Raw genomic sequence first — 18,220 nt, forward strand, 5'->3', positions numbered from 1 at the left:
GGGAGTCCGATCCGAACCCGCGAGCCCCCGCTCTCGCCCTCGCCCTCGCATGCCGTGTCAACAGGATCAAAAAAAAGAGGACCGGCCCCTCCCGCGGGGGCCGTCTTCGAAAGCGTTACTCCTGCTTCTCTTCGGACTCGTCCGACTCTTCGGCCTGCGCCGCGATCGTCCGCATCGACGGGAAGAGGATCACTTCCTTGATGGAGTCGTTGCCGGTGAGGAGCATCACCGTGCGGTCGATACCGATGCCGACCCCGCCGGTCGGGGGCATGCCGTAGCCGAGGGCGTTGACGAAGTCGTAGTCGATCATCTGCGCCTCAAGGTCGCCGAGGCGGCGCTTTGCGTCCTGCTCCTCGAAACGCTGCTTCTGGTCGATCGGGTCGTTCAGTTCGGAGAAACCGTTCGCAAGTTCCATGCCGTTCACGAAGAGTTCGAAACGCTCGGTGAAGCCGGGCTTCGAGCGGTGGCGCTTCGCCAGCGGCGAGTTCTCGACCGGGAAGTCGTAGATGAAGGTCGGCTGGATGAGTTTCTCCTCGCAGTAGTGGTCGAAGAAGAGGGGGAGGTAGTCGCCGTGAGTCTGTGCCGTCTCGCACTTCTCTACCTTCTCCTTCGCGGCGATCCGGGCGAGTTCGTCGAGAGGCGTCGCATAGACGTCGATGCCGCCGTATTCCTTCACCGCGTCCTCCATACTGAGCCTCCTCCACGGCCGGGCAAAGGAGATCTCGTTGCCCGCGAAGGTGACAGTCGTCGTGCCGAGAGCGCTCTCGACAAGGTGGGTGATGACCTCCTCGGTGAGGTTCATCATGTCCTCGTAGTCATGGTAGGCCGCGTAGATCTCCACCATCGAGAACTCGGGGTTGTGGTGGGTGTCGATATCCTCGTTCCTGAAGTTCTTCGCGATCTCGTAGACCTTCTCGAAGCCGCCGACGACAAGCCTCTTCAGGTAGAGTTCCGGGGCGATGCGGAGGAAGAGCTGCTGCTCCAGGGCGTTGTGGTAGGTGATGAAGGGCCGGGCATTGGCGCCGCCATAGACGGACTGGAGTGTCGGGGTCTCGAACTCCATGAAGCCCTGTCCGTTGAGGAAGTTCCGCAGAGCGGCGATTGCGCGACTGCGGGTGCGAAAGGTCTGCCGCGACTCCTCGTTCATGATCAGGTCGAGGTACCGGTGGCGGTACCGCTGCTCGGTGTTCTTGAGCCCGTGGAACTTCTCAGGCATCGGGCAGACCGACTTGGTGAGGAGGTCGAAGCGGCTGACCCAGACAGTGATCTCGCCCATCTTCGTCCTGAAGACATGGCCTGTGGCACCGATGATATCGCCCGCGTCCAGGTACTTCTTGATGAACTCGAAAGGTTCGTCGCCGACGTCGTCCTTCCGCACATAGAGTTGCATGCGGGCCGAGGCGTCGCCGATGTCGATGAAAATCGTCTTGCCGTGGTGACGGAGGGCGTAGATCCTCCCGGCCGTCACGACCTCCTCCTCGCTCTGGTCGTGGCCGATCTCCGCAAAAGTTTCTTTGATCTCGCCGAGGGTCTGCTTCCGCTCATAGTGGGCCGGGTACAGGGTGAGCCCGGCCTCCTGGAGTTCGCGGTATTTCGTGAGTTTTGCCTCATCAAAACTGATCTGTGAATCGCTCATGGTACCATTCCCGGGTGCAGGACTGGCCCGGCCACACGGCGCGGCCGGGTGAAATCGCTATATATCTTTTTTATCGGGGAGTATTAAGGGTATCAGTCTGAGAGAAAAGAGGTCCCCGGCCCGGTACCGCCGGGGGACGATCCCCGGAGACGGGAAGAGACCGCCATATGGGGGGCGATTGTCCGGCGCGATATGAAAGCGCATAAATAGTGCCTGCAAAATTTATTACTCTGTATGAGGAGGCAGGATGGCCCAGTCCATTAAATCACGGTTCGAGACTTTTTCATCAGAGTGGCTTGAAAGGTGCACGGAATGCAAAAAAATGGCGATATCGGAGGATATGGCCGACAATGTCCGGAAAGAACTTGAAACCGATCTCTACTTCTTCAAACTGCAGGCAGGGATCGTCGGCGAGGAGACAGGAGACCTTGAAAAGGGCATCAGGCAACTGGAGAAATACGTCGAGATCGCCCTTGCGAAAGGGAAGGCAAACCATGCACGAGAGGCGGACAGAGAAAAGAAACCCCCTCGCGCCCCGCTCAGGGACATCATGGCGGGCCTCCACAGAAAATAACCCCTGAAATTCTTTCCCTCAACGGACGGCCGGGGTGTTGCCCCAAAGATAGAGCATGGGTAGGTCAATTTCGCCAGAGATATATAGTCCCTGAACCACGGAGATGCGATGAAACTCGGGTACCCCTGCACCAACCTGACCATCGGGGCCATGAATGGTCTCTTCCCTGACCGCCGCCATGCCCGGGCGGAGGAGGTGGACGCAGCAGTCGTCGAGAACCTTGCCTGCCTGGCGAGGACCCTGGAGTTCAATGAAAAGGCCGACCTCTCCTTCTTCGCGATCAGTCCGCGGGCCGTCCCGCACAGGACAGCCGCGTATGCGGAGTGCCTTGCGGCCGTCGGGGCCTATGTGAGGGAGAAGAAGATGCGGGTCATGACCTGCCCTGCCAGGCCCGCCCTCATCCCGGAGAGGCGGGCCGCCGACCTCGTCCATCTCGCCTCCCTCCTCGACGCCATGGACCTCGACACGACGGCAAAGATCCCGGTCAGGATCTACGGCAGGGGCGACGCGGAGGAGTTCTGCCGGGAGTATGCCAGCCTCCCCGACGCGGTGACCCGGCGTCTTGTCATCAGAAACGACCGCTTTCACACGGTCGAAGACTGCTGCGCCGTCGGCCGGGCATGCGGCGTGCCCGTGGCCTACGACCGCCACCAGGCCCGGGGAGACCCCGGCGAGGCCGTCAGGGAGTGCGCCCGCACCTGGAGGAAGGATGACGGCGTGCCTGTCGTCTTCTACGGTTCCCTCGACCGGGACACGCCGCACCCGCCGTCGGTCGACCCCGCCGCATTCGGATCTTTCCTTGCGGCCACGGCCCCGACAGACATCGACGTCATGCTCCTCTTCAGGGACAGGGAGAGGTCGGCCCTCATCGCGCGCCGGGTCGCGCACGACGACCCGCGGCTGGCGGCCGACAGGGTTATGAGCGCACCCGCCCACCACGCGCCCTGATGCGGATCGGGTACCCCTGCATGAACACGGCCATCGGGTGCACTTCTGCCCGCACCTTCAGGCTGACGTCCTGGAACGAGGAGAGGTTCCTCTCGACGGTCTCGGAGAACCTCGCCTGCCTCTCCCGCATCCTCGCGTTCAATGCCGAACACGACCTCCTCTTCTTCAGGGTCACCTCGGACCTCGTCCCCTTCGCCTCCCACCCGGTGAACGCCCTCGACTGGCCCGCGATCTTCGCGGAGGAGTTCGCCGGGATAGGGGCGTTTGTCCGGGACCACGGCATGCGCATCTCCCTGCACCCGGACCAGTTCACCCTCCTCACCTCACCCGACGCGGGTGTCTGTGAGAGGAGCGTCGCCGAACTGGCGTACCACGCCGCGGTCCTCGACGCCATGGGCCTGGACACGACGGCGAAGGTCCAGGTCCACCTCGGCGGGGCCTACGGCGACAGGGAGGCGGCCGTCGGCCGGTTTCTCGACAGGTACCGCACCCTCCCCGCGGATGTACGGCGGCGCCTCGTCGTCGAGAACGACGACCGCCTGTACACCGAGGCGGAGTGCCGCGCCGTCAGCCGCGAGTGCGGCATCCCCGTCCTCTTCGACGCCTTCCACCACGAGTGCAACCCCTCCGCCCTCGGCACCGGTGCGGCCGTCGCCGCCTGCGCCGCCACCTGGTCGGAGAGGGACGGCGTCCCGATGGCCGACTACTCCTCCCAGGAACCGGGCGGGCGGCGCGGCCGCCATGCCCGCACCCTCGACCCCGCCCACTTCGCCGCCTTCCTCGCCGCCGCCCGACCCCGCGACCCCGACATCATGCTGGAGATCAAGGACAAGGAACAGAGCGCCCTCCGCGCCCTCGCGATCGTGCGGGCGGGCGACAGATCCTGAGAGATAACGGCACGTGCCGGGACCTCCAGAACACATGCTGCCTCGCATCTATGAGGTCATCCCGGAACTCTCGTTCATTCAGCTCTGGAGAGACCCTCATGATCGGACCGATATCTCCCCCTGGATTCTATGACGAGCGGCGCGAACCTCCCGCCTTCCCCCTACTCCCCAACACAGGCACGCCGGAACAGGGATTTTACAGAGCCCAAAAAAAGGCACACTTCGCCCAACACCGGAGGAGGACTGTTGCGGATCGACAGACTCGTGCAGGAGAAGGGAGGACGATACCAGGACCATGCCGGAAGTACCGACCCCCCCTATCGGCGCTGGTCCTGTACCTCCTACCGCGACGACAGCACCATACCCCCGCGCCATGTCAGAACATGGCAAGGTTATTGGGCGGCGGGGCCCAACTCTTTCTCAACCATCATGGGTGGTGACGCCGCCCTGATCAGAGGAAAAGTGTGCACATGTTCTGGAACAGGGAAATGGAGACGATATCAGGGGCAGACCTCGAAGCGTTGCAGCTTTCACGACTGAAGTGGACTGTACACCACTCGCAGAACGTCGACTTCTACCGGCGGAAGTTCAGGGACGCCGGCGTCACGCCCGACGACATCACGACCCTCGCCGACGTGGAGAAACTCCCCTTCACCAGCAAAAAGGAGTTGCGAGACGCCTACCCCTTCGGCAACATCGCCGTCCCGATGAAGCAGGTCGTGCGCATCCACACCACCTCGGGCACGACAGGCAAACCGACCGTGGTCAGTTACACGCGACGTGACCTGGACAACTGGTCTGAACTGATCGCGCGGAACCTCACCATGATCGGCCTGACCGACGAGGATGTCTTTCAGAATTCGGTGAACTACGGCCTCTTCACCGGCGGCCTCGGTTTCCACTACGGCGCCGAGAAGATCGGGGCGACGGTGGTCCCGAGCGCCACCGGCAACACCCGGCGGCAGATCGAGATGATCCAGGACTTCGGCGTCACCGCGATCCACTGCACGCCCAGTTACGGGATGCACCTCGCCGAGGTCGCCGAGGAGATGGGCGCGTCCCTCGACACCCTGCGGATCGGGATCTTCGGCGCCGAACCCTGGTCCGAGAACATGAGAAAGGAACTGGAGGAGAGACTCGGCGTCGAGGCCTTCGACTCGTACGGGATGTCCGAGATGTACGGCCCGGGCGCCGGATTCGAGTGCCCCGAGCACAACGGTCTCCACCTCTGGCACGACTGCTACCTTGCCGAGATCATCGATCCCGTCACGGGCGAACGCCTGCCCGACGGCGAGAAGGGCGAACTGGTCGTCACGCCCCTGGTCAAGGAGGCGATGCCCCTGATCCGGTACCGCACCGGCGACATCACCTGCATCCTTCCCGACGACTGCCCGTGCGGCCGCGGCAAAAGAATAGCGCGCCTCACCGGCAGGGCCGACGACATGCTCGTCATCAGGGGGATCAACGTTTTCCCGTCCCAGATCGAGCACACCCTCCTCTCCATCCCCGACGTGGGGGACCAGTTCATCGTATATGTAGACAGGATCAACCATCTTGACGAGATGACGATCGAGGTCGAGATCAACAGGAAGAGTTTCAGCGGCGAACTCGCCGACCTCGCCCGCCTCCAGAAGACGGTGGCGGCGGCGATCAAGGAGAACCTGAATCTCAGGGCGACCGTCAAACTCGTCGAACCCGGCAGCCTGCCCCGCTTTGAGGGGAAGGCCCGCCATGTTGTGGACAGGAGAAGTGATATCTGATGATGATGTGGGACCCCCGCGTTGAAGAGATGCCGGTCGAGGACGTGAAAAAACTCCAGTACCGACTGCTGAAGACGCTCGTCTACCGGCTGTACAGTTTTTCCGACTTCTATCACACGCGGATGCGGGAGGCCGGCGTCCACCCCGACGACGTCAGGACGCTCGGCGACATCACGAAACTCCCCTTCATGCACAAGAGCGACCTGCGGGACAACTACCCGAACCGGATCTTCACCGCCCCGCAGGAGGAGATCGCCCGTTACCATGTCTCGTCCGGGACGACCGGCAAGCCCACGGTCGTCGGCTACACCGCAAACGACCTTGAACTCTGGACCACTTCCCTCGCCCGCGCCCTCACCTCCTGCGGCGTCGGCAGGGGCGACGTCTTCCAGGTGAGTTACGGCTACGGCCTCTTCACCGGCGGCCTCGGCCTCCACTACGGCGTCGAAAGGGTGGGGGCGACGGTGCTCCCGACGAGCACGGGCAACACCGAGCGGCAGATCGAACTGATGCAGGACCTCCACGTGACGGCGATCGCCTGCACCCCGTCGTATCTCATGCACCTCGGCGAGACCGCCGGGAAGATGGGGATCTCGATCGCAAACGATACCGACCTCCGTCTCGCCGTCCTCGGGGCCGAACCCTGGTCCGAGCAGATGAGAAAGAAGATCCAGGAGAACCTCGGGATCAAAGCCTACGACATCTACGGGACGAGCGAACTCTCGGGTCCGATGTTCACCGAGTGCGCCGAACAGAACGGCATCCATATCTGGGGGGACATCGCATACCCCGAGATCATCGACCCGGAGACCGGCGAGCAACTCCCGCCCGGGGAGAAGGGCGAACTGGTGATGACCATCCTGAAAAAGGAGGCTCTGCCAATGATCCGGTACCGCCTGGGGGACATTACGTCCCTCGACGACTCGGTCTGTGCCTGCGGCCGGACGTCGCCGCGGATCACGCGTATCCGGGGCCGCGTCGACGATATGCTCATCGTGCGCGGGATCAATGTCTTCCCGTCGCAGGTCGAGCACACTCTCATGGGCATCCCCGAGGTGGACGGGTCGGCCTTCCAGATCGAGGTGGACCGCCGCGGCGCGCTGGACTCCATGCTCGTGCGGGTGGAGATGAGCAAGGAGGCCTTCTCCGACAAGATCAACGAGTTGATGAAGGTGCGGGCGAAGGTCGTCCACCAGTTGAAGAGTTCCCTCAATGTGGCTGCCGACGTCGAACTCGTGGCGCCGGGAACGCTCCCCCGCTTCGAGGGGAAGGCAAAGAGAGTGATTGACCGGAGAGTGTACTGAAGATGGCTGAGAAGAAGTATATCATCAAGCAGGTCTCGATCTTTTCGGAGAACAAGCCCGGTCGCCTTGCGGCGATCGCCCGCGCCCTCGAAGAGGCCGGGATCAATATCCTCGCCTTCTCGATCGCGGAGGCGAACGGCTTCGGCGTCGTGCGGGCGCTGGTGAACAAGCCGGAGAAGGCCCACGACTGTCTCACGAAACTCGGTTTCATGATCTCCTTCACCGATGTCATCGCCGTCGCCATGCGCGACGAGCCCGGCGGGCTCTTTGAGATCGCCCGCATCCTCGGCGACGCCGGGGTCAATATCGAGTACTCGTACGCCTACTCGGGCAAGGATGCGGCGGTGCTCATCCTGCGGGTCGACCAGGTCGAGGAAGGGATCGACCGGATCCTGGCCGCGGGCGGGAAACTGCTCAGCGTTGATCTTTTCCAGTGACGCCCCGCGGGGGCATGGCCCCTCTCTTTTTGTGCAAACTGAGGGGTTCGATAGGACGAAAATCGAAGATTATCTCGGACCCAAACCGGCATGGGCGGGAATACAGCGCCCTCCCCTCAGAAACTCTGCTCCGTGTTCCCCCACTGCCCCATTCATCTTATCTGAGGGTACAGTCTATCTGATTTTATGAGATCGATCGTCTCGGGCGCCGTGTGCTGCCTCCTGGTCTCAGTCGTTCTGCTCGCCGCCGGATGCACCGGTGCGGAAGAACCGGAGAAAGATTGTGTGAAAGAAGGTGTGACATTCAACGGCACCGTCACCTATGTGGACCTCGAAGGGGGTTTCTGGGGCATCACCGGCGACAATGGAGGGCACTTCTACCCGACGAACCTGCCCGGAGAGTGCCAGGTCGAGGGCCTGCACGTGCGCATGACCGCCGTACCCGCCGAAGAGGGGGTGGGCATCCAGATGTGGGGCAAACGCATCACGATCACCGAGATCGAGAGGATATAATAGTATTATCTTCCCTCTTTTGTCGTTCCACGTTCAAGTCTGAGAGCACAAAAAAGAATGAGATCAGTCCCGGCGGCCCGCCAGCAGGACTGCCGCGCCCGCTCCCGCAAGGGCGGCAAGGGTACCGAAGCCCGGACTCCGTGCAGGCGTGGTCGGGGTCGCGGTCGCCGTGCCGGTGGTGACCGGTGCGGTGATCGGGACTGTTTCAGACGCCAGGGCCGCGGTCGGCGCTGGGGTGGGCGTCAGGGTCGGGGTGGCAGCAGCGCTATCGACCGCAGTCGGCACGCTGGCCGCGGCAGCACCGCTTCCCCCACCGCCGCCTCCTGATCCCCCGCCGGATGACGACGGTTTCGATGTCGGAGTCGGCGTGGTGGCTTTGACCGTGACCGTCACCGCCTCGGACGTTCTGTTCCCTGCCTTCGCGGTGACGGCGGTACTGCCGACACCAACCGCTGTGAAGAGGCCGGTGGACGCGTTGATCGTGCCGACCGTCGTATTGAAACTCGACCACGTCACCGGGACGGTCATCGCACTGCCATACTGGTCATAGACCTTCGCGGCAAACTGTTGCGTACCGCCGGGGAAGAGAGGCGACACCGTCGTCGGCGTGACCGTAAGAGTCGTCACGACTGCGGGATCTCTTTGGGTGACGACCGTGCCGTTCACGACAGAATATTTTCTGGAGACATCATCGCCGGGCGTGCCCGGAGAACCATTCTCCGCGATACACCCGACCGTCAGGTTCACGGGAGCGGAGAGGCCCGATTTCATCGGAGTGCAGTCCACGTAACAGAGCGTCAGGTCGCCGGTAACGCCGGTCGGGTGATAGAAACTGATCCTTGCGGTATTACCAACAGTATTCACCGTCAGCGTCGCTCCGTCGACGGGGTTCGTCGTGTTCGCAACAATGACGACACTCGACGCGTCCGCGGTGACACTGATATCGCATGCATCGAGTTTGTCCGCACCGATCACAGTGACCGGCACAACAGCGGTCTCGCCGACAGGTATGGACCCGGTCGGCGTCTTCACCGTGATTTCAGCGGCACTGGCCGCACCGGCACTGCCCAAGAGGAGCAAGGCCAGCGCGACCAGCACCATAGATCGTAAGAATCTCATCCTTCACCTCTGCTGGAAATGTTCGTCCAGGAGACCGACGGTATATCCGGCCATGTCACGCACGTCGCCCTCGTCAAGGACGCCGTCGCCGTTCACGTCGCCGTAGAAGACGCCCGTTTCATCGAGGGCCGACAGATGCGCCAGGTGTCGTGCACCATCGCGTGCATCCGCGGAGTTCACGACACCGTTGCCGTTCGCATCGCCGATGACCCTCCCGGTAAAGGCCAGGTCGAGTTTTGCGGCGGCACCCGGGTCTCCCGAGATCGTAACTCTGCCGTCGCCGGCGACACTGACATTCGACCGTGGCACATCGGTCCACGATCCCCCGGCACACTTTCTCACCGCCAGGTCGCCCAGGAGGACCGACCTCTCGCCGCGGGAGAGAGACGGTGCCCGGATAGTCGCGCCCGGCACAACCTCGTACCTGAGACCCGCGGGGGTCAGTGCGCTCCAGGTGCCGTCCTTCACCGTGTCGGCCACCATCTTTCTGAAGGAGAGGGTGTCGCAGGTCTCGTGGGCGAAGGCCAGGTTCTGGTAGCCGACGCTGTACTCGGAGTCGTGCAGCGTCATCCTGACAGATCCGGGTTCATCCGACCGGGTGACATACGCGACCGAGACGAGAGGTTCTTCAGCGGTCGCCGTCAGGGCCTCCGGGAAGATGAGCGCCACCGAGAGGGTGCCGTCGTGCGCATGGTGGTTCACGTACCCCGCAGAGATGTTCGTCACCCCGGTGATCTCCAGGTAGTCGGGGTCGTATGAAAGCCTGAACCCGACTCCTTCGATCGCGTCCAGGTCGGAGGCGGCGATCGTGAACGCCCCCTCGCCGGTCTCGACCATCGATTCCTGTACTGCAATATCTGCCGCGCAGGCCACGCCGCAGACCATCGCCAGGACGCAGACCGACAGCAGGCATATCTTCGTCAGTGTCATGTGCCGTACTCCTCGCACAAAAGAGAGGGGTCCCTGACAGGGACCCCGGTGCTCGTCATTCTGGTGTGCTGTCATTCTCCCCCACCGGATCAGTCCCTGCGTCCCGAGAGGGCGACTGCAGCAGCCGCGCCCGCAAGGGCGGCGAGGACGCCGAAGCCCGGACTCTGTGCGGGCGTGGTCGTGGTGGAGGCAACCGGCGCGTCGGTCGTCGGCGCCCCTGTGGGCGCGACCGTCGGCGTCGGGGTGTCGACCGCCGCCGAACCGCTGCCCGCGGTTACCTCCTTCCCGTACACGATTGCGCATGTGCCTGCCGCGGGGATGTGCGCCGCGTACGAGGTCATGCCTCCCTCCTCGCCGAGACAGCGGGTGGACTGGACGGTCCAGTTCCCTCCCGCCAGGAAGGCGAGGGCGACATCGTCCTTCGTGTACCCGGCGCCGGTGCAGGCGGCGGTCGGCACGCAGAAGGTGATGTCGATGCCGTTCTCGACGGAGACGCGTTTGACGGTGACCGCGAAGGCCCGGTAGAACGCCTGGGCGGGCCTGACGCCGGCGTCCTCGTCGACGACGACGAGAGCGCCCGCGGCGCCCGAACCCGGGGAAACGTCCCGCACGACGCCCTTGAAGTGGGCGACGCCGTCGCCGTCACAGACGGCCGCAACAAGGTCGCTCTTCCCGCCGCTCCCTGAGGAAACGACAGAGGGTGTCGACGGAGTGGGCGGTTCGGCCTTCGGGATGGCACGCACGGCCGTGAAGACGGAGAAGCCCGGCGTCTTCACCTCATAGTGGTGGTAGCCAGCCCTGGTCTTCGTCCAGACAGTCGGCAGCGCCTCCCATGCCGCGGTGACGGTGTTGTACCGGTACACTCTCATGTTGTACTTCTCGTCCTCCGGGACCGTGCTCGTCGGGATGCAGACGGTCAGCACCGCACTGAAATTGAGTTTCTTCGCGTCTTTCAGGTTCTCCGGCGTGATGTCGAGGGAGAGGAACGCATCTTCAGGCCTGCCCATGCCCGCGACAAAGGTCGGGACATCCCCGCTCGCCGGGGTCACGACCGTAACATTGAACCTGGCATCTCCGTCGACATCCTGCCGGTCGACACAGATCTCCGGGACGATTGCCGAAACATCAGGGGAACCCGACTCGATCGTCGGCCTGACCGGGTTTTGGGGTGAGGGGGGCGTCGAGACCGCGGGCGTGACAGTCACGACTGCGGTGCAGACGACAAAATCGGAAGGATACGTCTCCGCATCGACACCGCCGGGGGTCACGGTGAGTCTGATACCGCAGATGCCAGGCCGTGCAAAGGTGACGGTCGTCTCCGGGGTATCGCTGGAGGAGAACGTACCGACGTCGCCACCGACAAACTCCCAGAGATAGGTTGCATTTTCCGGTTCCCTCAGGTCGGGGACGTCGGCCCGGAATGTGGCGCTGGTGGTGACGGTGAAGGCCGCACCGTCTTCGATGTCGTCGATCCCGACCTTCAGGGGCAGACTGGCCACGGTGCCCGCCCAGCGGGCGGTGCCGATTGTCTGGCCGTCCCTGTCGGCGACGGTCAGGGTTACATTCGCAGGGCCGAAACGCGTGAAAGTGTGTTCCGCCTCCATCGCAGCAGAGGCGAAGGACAGCGTCGCGGTGCCGGCGGCATCGGTGAAGGTCCAGGTCCACGCACCGCACCAGTCGAGGCCGGTGCCGGCAGACTCCGCGGCGAAGACCGCGGGCATGCCGATGACCACGTCACCGTCCGCAACGCGGAGGGCGGGGTCGAGGACGAGGTCGGTGGTCTGCACGAGGGGATAGTAGTCGCAGGCGCCGGGTGCGGGTTCGTAGCGGTTTGCCGGGTCCACGCCGAGATACCCGTTGACCGCATGGTTCGTCTCCGAGTATCCGTTCATGCCGCCGGGGGAACCCCACCAGTTGCCGGCGCGGACACCGCCGCCGACGATGTTCTCTCCCTCTTCGGGCGTGATGTTCCAGGCATAGGCCGATGCGGCGATGCCGGAGACGTAGGTATCCGTGGAGAAGACATTGTCATAGACGGAACCGCTGCCGCCGTCGGCCTCGACCGCACACCCGCCGACGCTGACAACCCTGTTCCCGGTGATCGCTGCGGGACGGACAGACCCGGCGGGAACGGCAATGCCGACGCCGCACTCTCTGACCGTGTTTCCGGCGATCTCGCCGTCGCCCGAGATGCCGGTGCCGCAGTCCGTAACAGTGTTGCCACGAGTTAGTTCAAGGGTCTTGACAGTCGAATCGATGCCGACCTCGCAGCCGGTCACAATATTGTCGAGCACGCGGACGGTGGCGCCCGCGATATCGGGGTTGTTCGTCCCGGGCGTGACGGAGATGCCGGCGTGCCGCATGGCGGTCACGGTATTGCCGGTGACGGTGGTGGTGCCGTCCTTCCCGGTGACTGAGATGCCGTCTCCCCTGCCGTCCATAACCCTGTTCCCGGCGATCTCGGCGCCGCCGGCACCGTCGGAGAGAGTGTTGGAGTAGTAGATGCTGCTTTTGGTGGCGCCGGAGACGATGTTGTTCGTCACGCGGGCATGGTCGTAGGCAATGATGGACTGGTACCCGATGCCGCCGTAGGCGCAGTTCGTCAGGACGTTCCCATCGGCAACGCCGTTTTTGACATAGATGCCGTACGATTTCGTATTCTTCAGCGTGCAGTCGAGGACGGAGACATCAGTCCCCTCAGTCCCCTCTACCCTGATGCCGATGTACCCGCCGTCGATGTAGCAGTTTTTGACGGTAATGTTCCTGTACTCTGTCCGGGCCTTTGTCGAGACGACCGTGCTCCTGGTGTCGGCGGTGAGCAGGACGTCGCGCCCGTCCATGACAACGTCGTCGCTCTCGATGCTGACGGTGTGGGGCTGGATCCCGAAGTAGTAGTAGCCCGGGGCCGTGATGGTGTACTTACCGCTGGCATACGTGTACCCGGCCTCTCCGGCCTCGGCCAGTTCCACGCCGCTGACCGGGGGCATGCCAACCCTGCACAGCGGGGCCCTGTCATAGACGCCGTCGGCCACCTCGAAGGGAGTCCGCGAGTACCCGGTCTCCGAGACGGCGGTGTCCGACCACCCGGTGCCGGTCGCGTTCGTCCAGTAGTTCCCCGCGATGTACTTCCCGAGGACGATGTTCCGTCCCGACATATCGGTCGGGGCGATGTTCCAGGTGTAGGAGGCGGGCGCCGTGCCGGCGACATAGGTCGCGGCACTGAAGAGGTTGTTGTAGACCTGACCGCTCCCGCCATTGACGGCAAGGGCCGTCGCGTCCGACCGGACAATGTTTCCGGCGAGCGTCGCCGTGCCCGTCCACGCGGACGGAACGGCGATGCCGGTGGTCGTGGAGGTCACCGTGTTCGCCTCAATGGAGACGGCCTCCACATCGGGCGTGACCTCGATGCCTGTCGGGGCTTCGACCGTGTTGCGGGAGATGGTGCCGCTTCCCCTGATGCCGACCGCCTTCGCGGTCACCTGGTTGTCGGTGACTGTCGCCGCGCCGGTGAAGATGCCGTACAGGGCGCTGCCGGTGACGGTGTTCCCGGTGAGGACGATCTCCGTCCCGGTAACATTGATGCCGACATCGCCGTTTTTGACCTGGCAGTTCTTAACGACGATATTCGACCGGTTCTCAGCAAAGATGCCGGTCTTGCCCGGTGTCTTCGCGCCGACAGAGAGGGAGAAGTACCCGCCGTCCAGCGTGACGTCGTCCGAGGCGATGATCACTGGTTTGACATGGGCAGAGCCGGTGAACCAGTACTCGCCGGGCGCGGTGATCGTGTAGGTCATGGTGGCCCGGTCGTACGTGTATCCGCGTCCTCCTGTGATCTTCAACTCGCCGCCGCCAGACTCGGAGATCTTACAGAGGGGCATGGTGTCGTACACGCCCGACCCGGCGACGACCTCGAATGCCTCCTTGTCGTATCCCTTCACCGAGGAGTGGGTATCAGAGTACCCGCTCGCACCGTCGGTCGAACCCCACCAGTTGCCCGCGGTCCATTCCCCGCCGACGATGTTCCGTGCAAAGACCGGGGTCTCCGCATTCCACGCGTACTTCTCGATTGCCGCCGTCGTGACGTCGGGGTGGACGTAAGACGAGGTGTTGAAGGCGTTGTTGTAGATCCGGGACGACCCGATCTGGCCGCCGGTGAGGGAGAGTGCCGGGCCGTCGGCACTGATCCGGTTCTCCGTCATGGTGAGGGCCGATACCGAGTTCAGTCTCAGGCCCGCGGTGGCGCTCGTGCCGGCGACCGTGTTGTTCCTGATGACGCTCTTCGAACCGGCTCTCGACCCGGCGTTCATGGCAACGATGCCATAGCCCTCGGCCGCGGAGACGCCGCAGCCGGAAACCTGGTTGTCGGCGAGGGTCAGGTCGGAAAACCCTCCGCTCAGGAAGATGCCGCAACCGCCTTTGACGCAGTCGATGCCCGAGTCGGAGACGCGGTTGCCCGTGACAGCGGCGCCGGCGACAGACTGGATGCCGTAGCCCATGGGACTCTCCCGGCCGCACCCGGTGACGACGTTGTCCCTGACAGACCCGTCTTCAGTCCTGATGCCGAAACCGAACGAGAGGTCGCTCTCTCCGTTGCTGAAACCGCTGTCGGTGACGGTGTTCTTCTCGATCGTCGTGCCGGCCATCCCGAAGATGCCGTTCCCGATGTTCTCGCCGCCGGCGCCGACGGTCTTGCCGCAGTCGGTGACGGTGTTACCGGAGATGATGCCGCCCTGGGCAAAGATGCCGGTGCCTGAGACCTCCTCGGCGCCTGAGGTGGTGACCTTGCCGCAGTCGGTGACCGTGTTGCCGGAGACGACGAGACCGGTCTTCGCATAGATGCCGTACGACCCCGTGCGCCCGTCGCGGCTCTCGGCGATCTGAGCGCACCCGGTCACGGTGTTGTCCGAGACTCTGCCGTCATAGCCCATGGCCAGTATCCCGTAACTTCCCGGCCCCGGGGTCGTGCTGACCGGGGGGTTGCCGCAGTCTGTCACCGTGTTCGCGGTGACGACGACCTTCTGGGACGCTGCGTAGATGCCCTGGCACTCGGTGCTCTTCAGGGAGGTGATGGGTTCGTCGCCGCAGCCGTAAACGACGTTGTTGCGGACCGTGGTGGTCCTGAACGCCTCGGAGCGGATGCCCTGGCCGCGAAACCCGGTGATGTTCCCGAAGTTCTCGATGGTCGCACTGCCCGTGCCGTCCGTGACCTGCACGCCGTACGTCTGGCCGGCGGCATGGTCGGGGTCGGGCCTGAGTATATGCCCGTTGCCGTTCAGCACAACGCTCCCGTCGACCGCGACCTGGAACGTCCCGGAGACGTCCTCCTGCAGGGTGTACGTGCCGGGGACGGTGATCGTGCAGACGCCGTCCACGAATGCTTCCTGCGTGATATCTGACGGGGTGACGGCGAGGGCCGAGATGCCGTCCTCAGATGTTATTTCCGTGTCATTGCCGCCGGGAGTGACGGTCCCGACGATGTCTGTATCTTCGCCAGGGACTCCAGAGCCTGATACGCTCTCGTTTCCCTGCGTTTCTTCTGCCGCCGCACCGGGCATGCAGCAGAGTACCATTGCCGCCACAATGAGCAGCACCATCCATCGCATAGTTTTCATCGAACCACGATCCGTCGTACAGGGTACACGATATCACCCGAACGGGCAACCGTGTAACCTGATAATAATTTTCAGAATAAAGGTAACACTCAGTTCGATATATACTGTATAGTTTCAAATCACGTATCCGTGACCCGAGGAAAACATATTACGCCATACCAGGACTGTCGAAGAAAGAAAGCACGAATAAAACGTTTAAAATAATTATGTGCGGCGAAGAGTCTGGCTGAGGCGGCGGATCAGTACCGTGCCGAAAAAAAAGAGTGCGCGGCCCCTGCCGCGCCACCGGTTTTACCTGCCTGGCGGCACCACCACGCCCACATACAGGTCAGAGATGTACGTCGCATCCGCGAGGTCGACGACACCATAGGGCTCGGCATAATCGGCACGGAGGTCGGGTTCCGATGCCGTGTCCCGCGCACAGCTGTACACATAGGCGACATCCCCGATATCGGCCTCGACACCGTTGCCATTGAGGTCACGCGTCGTTATCGACGGCAGGGTCGCCCGTGCCATCAGGACGGCACGGGAGGCGTTGACCCTCCCGCCCGAGGATATTTTCCCGTCAAGAGAGGGGATCCTGTCCACCGAGTCGATCAGGATCTGTTTGGTCTCTTCCGCGGTCAGACTCCGGTTCACCGACTTGATCAGCCCCGCAGTCCCCGAGACCATGGGCGTCGCCATGGACGTGCCGCTGTAGAACGCATACCCCTCTTCGGGGTCTGTATAGCGGGTGATCGTGAAACTGTCCAGCCAGGCAAAACTGCCCGGGTTTTTGGAATAATACAGGTACCCGATGTACAGGGGGTCGCCGCCGAGCATCGTGCCATACCTGTCCAGACCGACGACCCGGGAGACGATCTCCCCGTGCGAACTCCCGGTGACGACGTCGGCGATGTAACAACTCTCATTGTGGATCATGTCGTCATAGGACGGATAATTTCTGAAGTCGGTGGTGGAGACAAGGACCTGAAGTTTGTCCGTCCCCTCCCGGAGGGCGTACGCGGTGACGAACTCCAGCGCGGTGTCCTCGAGGTCGGTGAACGGTGTGTCGGAGTACGTCAACGACACGTTCACGCCGGAGACGCCCAGGGCGTACCTGTCCGTCCCGCCCATGTACCCCCCGCTCCAGTTGTCGCTCTCCAGATAGGAGAGCACATTCCAGGCGGCCGCCGACGACTCGGTGATATCGTCCTGATATGCCGCAGACCATACGGGGACGGTGGAGAGGATGCCGACGCCCGGCGCCGCGACATGGACGCTGATCTTGCCGTAATTCGAGAAAATGGCCGGGTCGTCCCTGTTGTCGAGTGCGGCGACGGAGAGCACGTTCGGGCTGTTGTAGTTCGCCGGGTACATCGGGAAGGCGTCGTTGTCGGTGCCGTCATTGCCCGCGGCGCAGACGACCAGCGCCGACGAGGCCCGGATCGCATCCCTGTACGCCTCGCTCCCTTCGGCACCGCCGAAAGAGCAGCTGATGACGTCGGCCCCCATCGCAGTCGCGTACTTGATGGCGGCGATGGAGTGATAGACCGTGCCGTACCCCTGCGTATCGAGCACACGGACGGGCATGACCTTCGCCTCCCACATCACTCCGACAACGCCGGCGGTGTCGTTCCCGACGCCGGCAATGGTACCGGCACAGTGGGTGCCGTGCCCGTTAAAGTCCATGGGGTCGTTGTCGTCGTCGACAAAGTCCCAGCCGCGGATATCGTCGACATAGCCGTTGCCGTCGTCGTCGATGCCGTTGCCCGGTATCTCCCCGGCGTTTGTCCAGATGTTCGCCGCGAGGTCGGCGTGGGTGTACATGACCCCGCTGTCGACGACCGCGATGGTCACGTCGGACGACCCGGTGGTGACGTTCCAGGCGGCAGGGACGCTCATGTCGGCGCCCGGCGTCCCGGCCTGGTTATTGTAGTAGGCCAGCATGCCCTCGAAGCTCTGGCCGTCCTGCAGGACCTGGCCGGTGTTCTTCATGCCCCACAACCTATCAAAGTACGGGTCGTCAGGTTCTTTCAGGGCGTGCACGTAATAGTTCGGCTCGGCATATTCGACACTGGAGAGACCGGTGTAGTAGGCGACGGCCTCTTCGACGGAGACGCCGTCGGGAAGTTTCACGACCTGCATGCCGGGGACGAGGTCGCCCAGGTCGTCGGCAACGTCGGCACCGAGGGCGGCGTGGGCGTTCGCCGATGCCGAACAGAGGGACGGGCCGTCTCCTGCACCGTCGGCAAACCGTACGATGACGGTGTCTGGTTCGTACAGGGACGCATCGGGCACGACCTCGCCGCCGAAGCCCGAGCCCTGGGCCAGAGGGACGACCGACAGCAGGCAGAGGACTGCCAGGAAGGCATGAAATCCCCTGAATTGTATGAGGGGAGTATGAAAAATCATATTTGAGACATTGAAACGCATAATACCGTTTAATCAGGTGGGAGGGTTTCACATATAATTATTCTTTTTTCACACGACCTATTACATAAAATGCAATATGTATTAT

Annotated in this window: 12 protein-coding genes; 7 read left to right on the top strand and 5 right to left on the bottom strand. The window is 63.1% G+C overall.

The window, feature by feature from the left end:
• Window positions 1-115: 115 nt before the first annotated feature.
• A complete protein-coding gene (gene lysS / locus MEFOE_RS10895) occupies window positions 116-1,636 on the bottom strand; it encodes a lysine--tRNA ligase (protein WP_067052007.1) in 1,521 nt (506 codons plus the stop codon).
• Between the two features lie 340 nt (window positions 1,637-1,976).
• On the opposite strand from lysS, the gene MEFOE_RS10900 reads away from it, so the two are divergent.
• The 7 genes from MEFOE_RS10900 to MEFOE_RS10930 all read left to right on the top strand — a co-directional run bounded on the left by MEFOE_RS10900 (window position 1,977) and on the right by MEFOE_RS10930 (window position 8,059).
• Window positions 1,977-2,210, top strand: a complete 234-nt coding sequence (locus tag MEFOE_RS10900; RefSeq protein ID WP_153015951.1) for a hypothetical protein — start codon at window positions 1,977-1,979, stop codon at window positions 2,208-2,210.
• Between the two features lie 108 nt (window positions 2,211-2,318).
• Complete coding sequence (locus tag MEFOE_RS10905; protein WP_067052011.1) at window positions 2,319-3,158, top strand: apurinic/apyrimidinic endonuclease family protein; 840 nt, start codon at window positions 2,319-2,321, stop codon at window positions 3,156-3,158.
• A complete protein-coding gene (gene uvsE / locus MEFOE_RS10910) occupies window positions 3,158-4,045 on the top strand; it encodes a UV DNA damage repair endonuclease UvsE (RefSeq protein WP_067052013.1) in 888 nt (295 codons plus the stop codon). The genes MEFOE_RS10905 and uvsE overlap by 1 nt, the downstream gene beginning before the upstream one ends.
• A 470-nt stretch (window positions 4,046-4,515) precedes the next feature.
• Window positions 4,516-5,805 (top strand): phenylacetate--CoA ligase family protein, encoded by a 1,290-nt coding sequence (locus MEFOE_RS10915; RefSeq protein WP_067052015.1) that lies wholly within the window; start codon window positions 4,516-4,518, stop codon window positions 5,803-5,805.
• Window positions 5,805-7,109: a phenylacetate--CoA ligase family protein gene (locus MEFOE_RS10920; RefSeq protein WP_067052017.1), complete on the top strand. Its 1,305-nt coding sequence runs from the start codon at window positions 5,805-5,807 to the stop codon at window positions 7,107-7,109. Before MEFOE_RS10915 ends, MEFOE_RS10920 begins: the two co-directional genes overlap by 1 nt.
• 2 nt (window positions 7,110-7,111) lie before the next feature.
• Window positions 7,112-7,546, top strand: a complete 435-nt coding sequence (locus MEFOE_RS10925) for an ACT domain-containing protein (RefSeq protein WP_067052019.1) — start codon at window positions 7,112-7,114, stop codon at window positions 7,544-7,546.
• Window positions 7,547-7,732: 186 nt separating this feature from the next.
• A complete protein-coding gene (locus tag MEFOE_RS10930) occupies window positions 7,733-8,059 on the top strand; it encodes a hypothetical protein (RefSeq protein ID WP_067052021.1) in 327 nt (108 codons plus the stop codon).
• A gap of 63 nt (window positions 8,060-8,122) precedes the next feature.
• On the opposite strand, the gene MEFOE_RS10935 is transcribed toward MEFOE_RS10930, so the two are convergent.
• The 4 genes from MEFOE_RS10935 to MEFOE_RS10950 all read right to left on the bottom strand — a co-directional run bounded on the left by MEFOE_RS10935 (window position 8,123) and on the right by MEFOE_RS10950 (window position 18,114).
• Window positions 8,123-9,178, bottom strand: coding sequence for a hypothetical protein (locus MEFOE_RS10935; protein WP_153015952.1), 1,056 nt, complete (start codon window positions 9,176-9,178; stop codon window positions 8,123-8,125).
• A 3-nt stretch (window positions 9,179-9,181) separates the two neighbouring features.
• Window positions 9,182-10,108, bottom strand: coding sequence for a dockerin type I repeat-containing protein (locus MEFOE_RS10940; protein ID WP_067052026.1), 927 nt, complete (start codon window positions 10,106-10,108; stop codon window positions 9,182-9,184).
• An 89-nt stretch (window positions 10,109-10,197) separates the two neighbouring features.
• Window positions 10,198-15,720, bottom strand: coding sequence for a NosD domain-containing protein (locus MEFOE_RS10945; protein WP_083523441.1), 5,523 nt, complete (start codon window positions 15,718-15,720; stop codon window positions 10,198-10,200).
• A gap of 291 nt (window positions 15,721-16,011) precedes the next feature.
• On the bottom strand, window positions 16,012-18,114 hold the full coding sequence (locus MEFOE_RS10950; protein WP_160329540.1) for a S8 family serine peptidase: 2,103 nt from the start codon (window positions 18,112-18,114) through the stop codon (window positions 16,012-16,014).
• Between the last annotated feature and the right edge of the window lie 106 nt (window positions 18,115-18,220).

Source organism: Methanofollis ethanolicus (genome assembly GCF_001571385.1).
GTDB lineage: Archaea > Halobacteriota > Methanomicrobia > Methanomicrobiales > Methanofollaceae > Methanofollis > Methanofollis ethanolicus.

Coding starts and splice junctions, on each gene's coding strand:
- MEFOE_RS10905 (WP_067052011.1), top strand. CDS start 2,319: ATGAAACTCGGGTACCCCTGCACCAACCTGACCATCGGGGCCATGAAT.
- MEFOE_RS10925 (WP_067052019.1), top strand. CDS start 7,112: ATGGCTGAGAAGAAGTATATCATCAAGCAGGTCTCGATCTTTTCGGAG.
- MEFOE_RS10950 (WP_160329540.1), bottom strand. CDS start 18,114: ATGATTTTTCATACTCCCCTCATACAATTCAGGGGATTTCATGCCTTC.
- MEFOE_RS10915 (WP_067052015.1), top strand. CDS start 4,516: ATGTTCTGGAACAGGGAAATGGAGACGATATCAGGGGCAGACCTCGAA.
- MEFOE_RS10900 (WP_153015951.1), top strand. CDS start 1,977: ATGGCCGACAATGTCCGGAAAGAACTTGAAACCGATCTCTACTTCTTC.
- MEFOE_RS10930 (WP_067052021.1), top strand. CDS start 7,733: ATGAGATCGATCGTCTCGGGCGCCGTGTGCTGCCTCCTGGTCTCAGTC.
- MEFOE_RS10940 (WP_067052026.1), bottom strand. CDS start 10,108: ATGACACTGACGAAGATATGCCTGCTGTCGGTCTGCGTCCTGGCGATG.
- MEFOE_RS10945 (WP_083523441.1), bottom strand. CDS start 15,720: ATGAAAACTATGCGATGGATGGTGCTGCTCATTGTGGCGGCAATGGTA.
- MEFOE_RS10935 (WP_153015952.1), bottom strand. CDS start 9,178: ATGAGATTCTTACGATCTATGGTGCTGGTCGCGCTGGCCTTGCTCCTC.
- MEFOE_RS10920 (WP_067052017.1), top strand. CDS start 5,805: ATGATGATGTGGGACCCCCGCGTTGAAGAGATGCCGGTCGAGGACGTG.
- uvsE (WP_067052013.1), top strand. CDS start 3,158: ATGCGGATCGGGTACCCCTGCATGAACACGGCCATCGGGTGCACTTCT.
- lysS (WP_067052007.1), bottom strand. CDS start 1,636: ATGAGCGATTCACAGATCAGTTTTGATGAGGCAAAACTCACGAAATAC.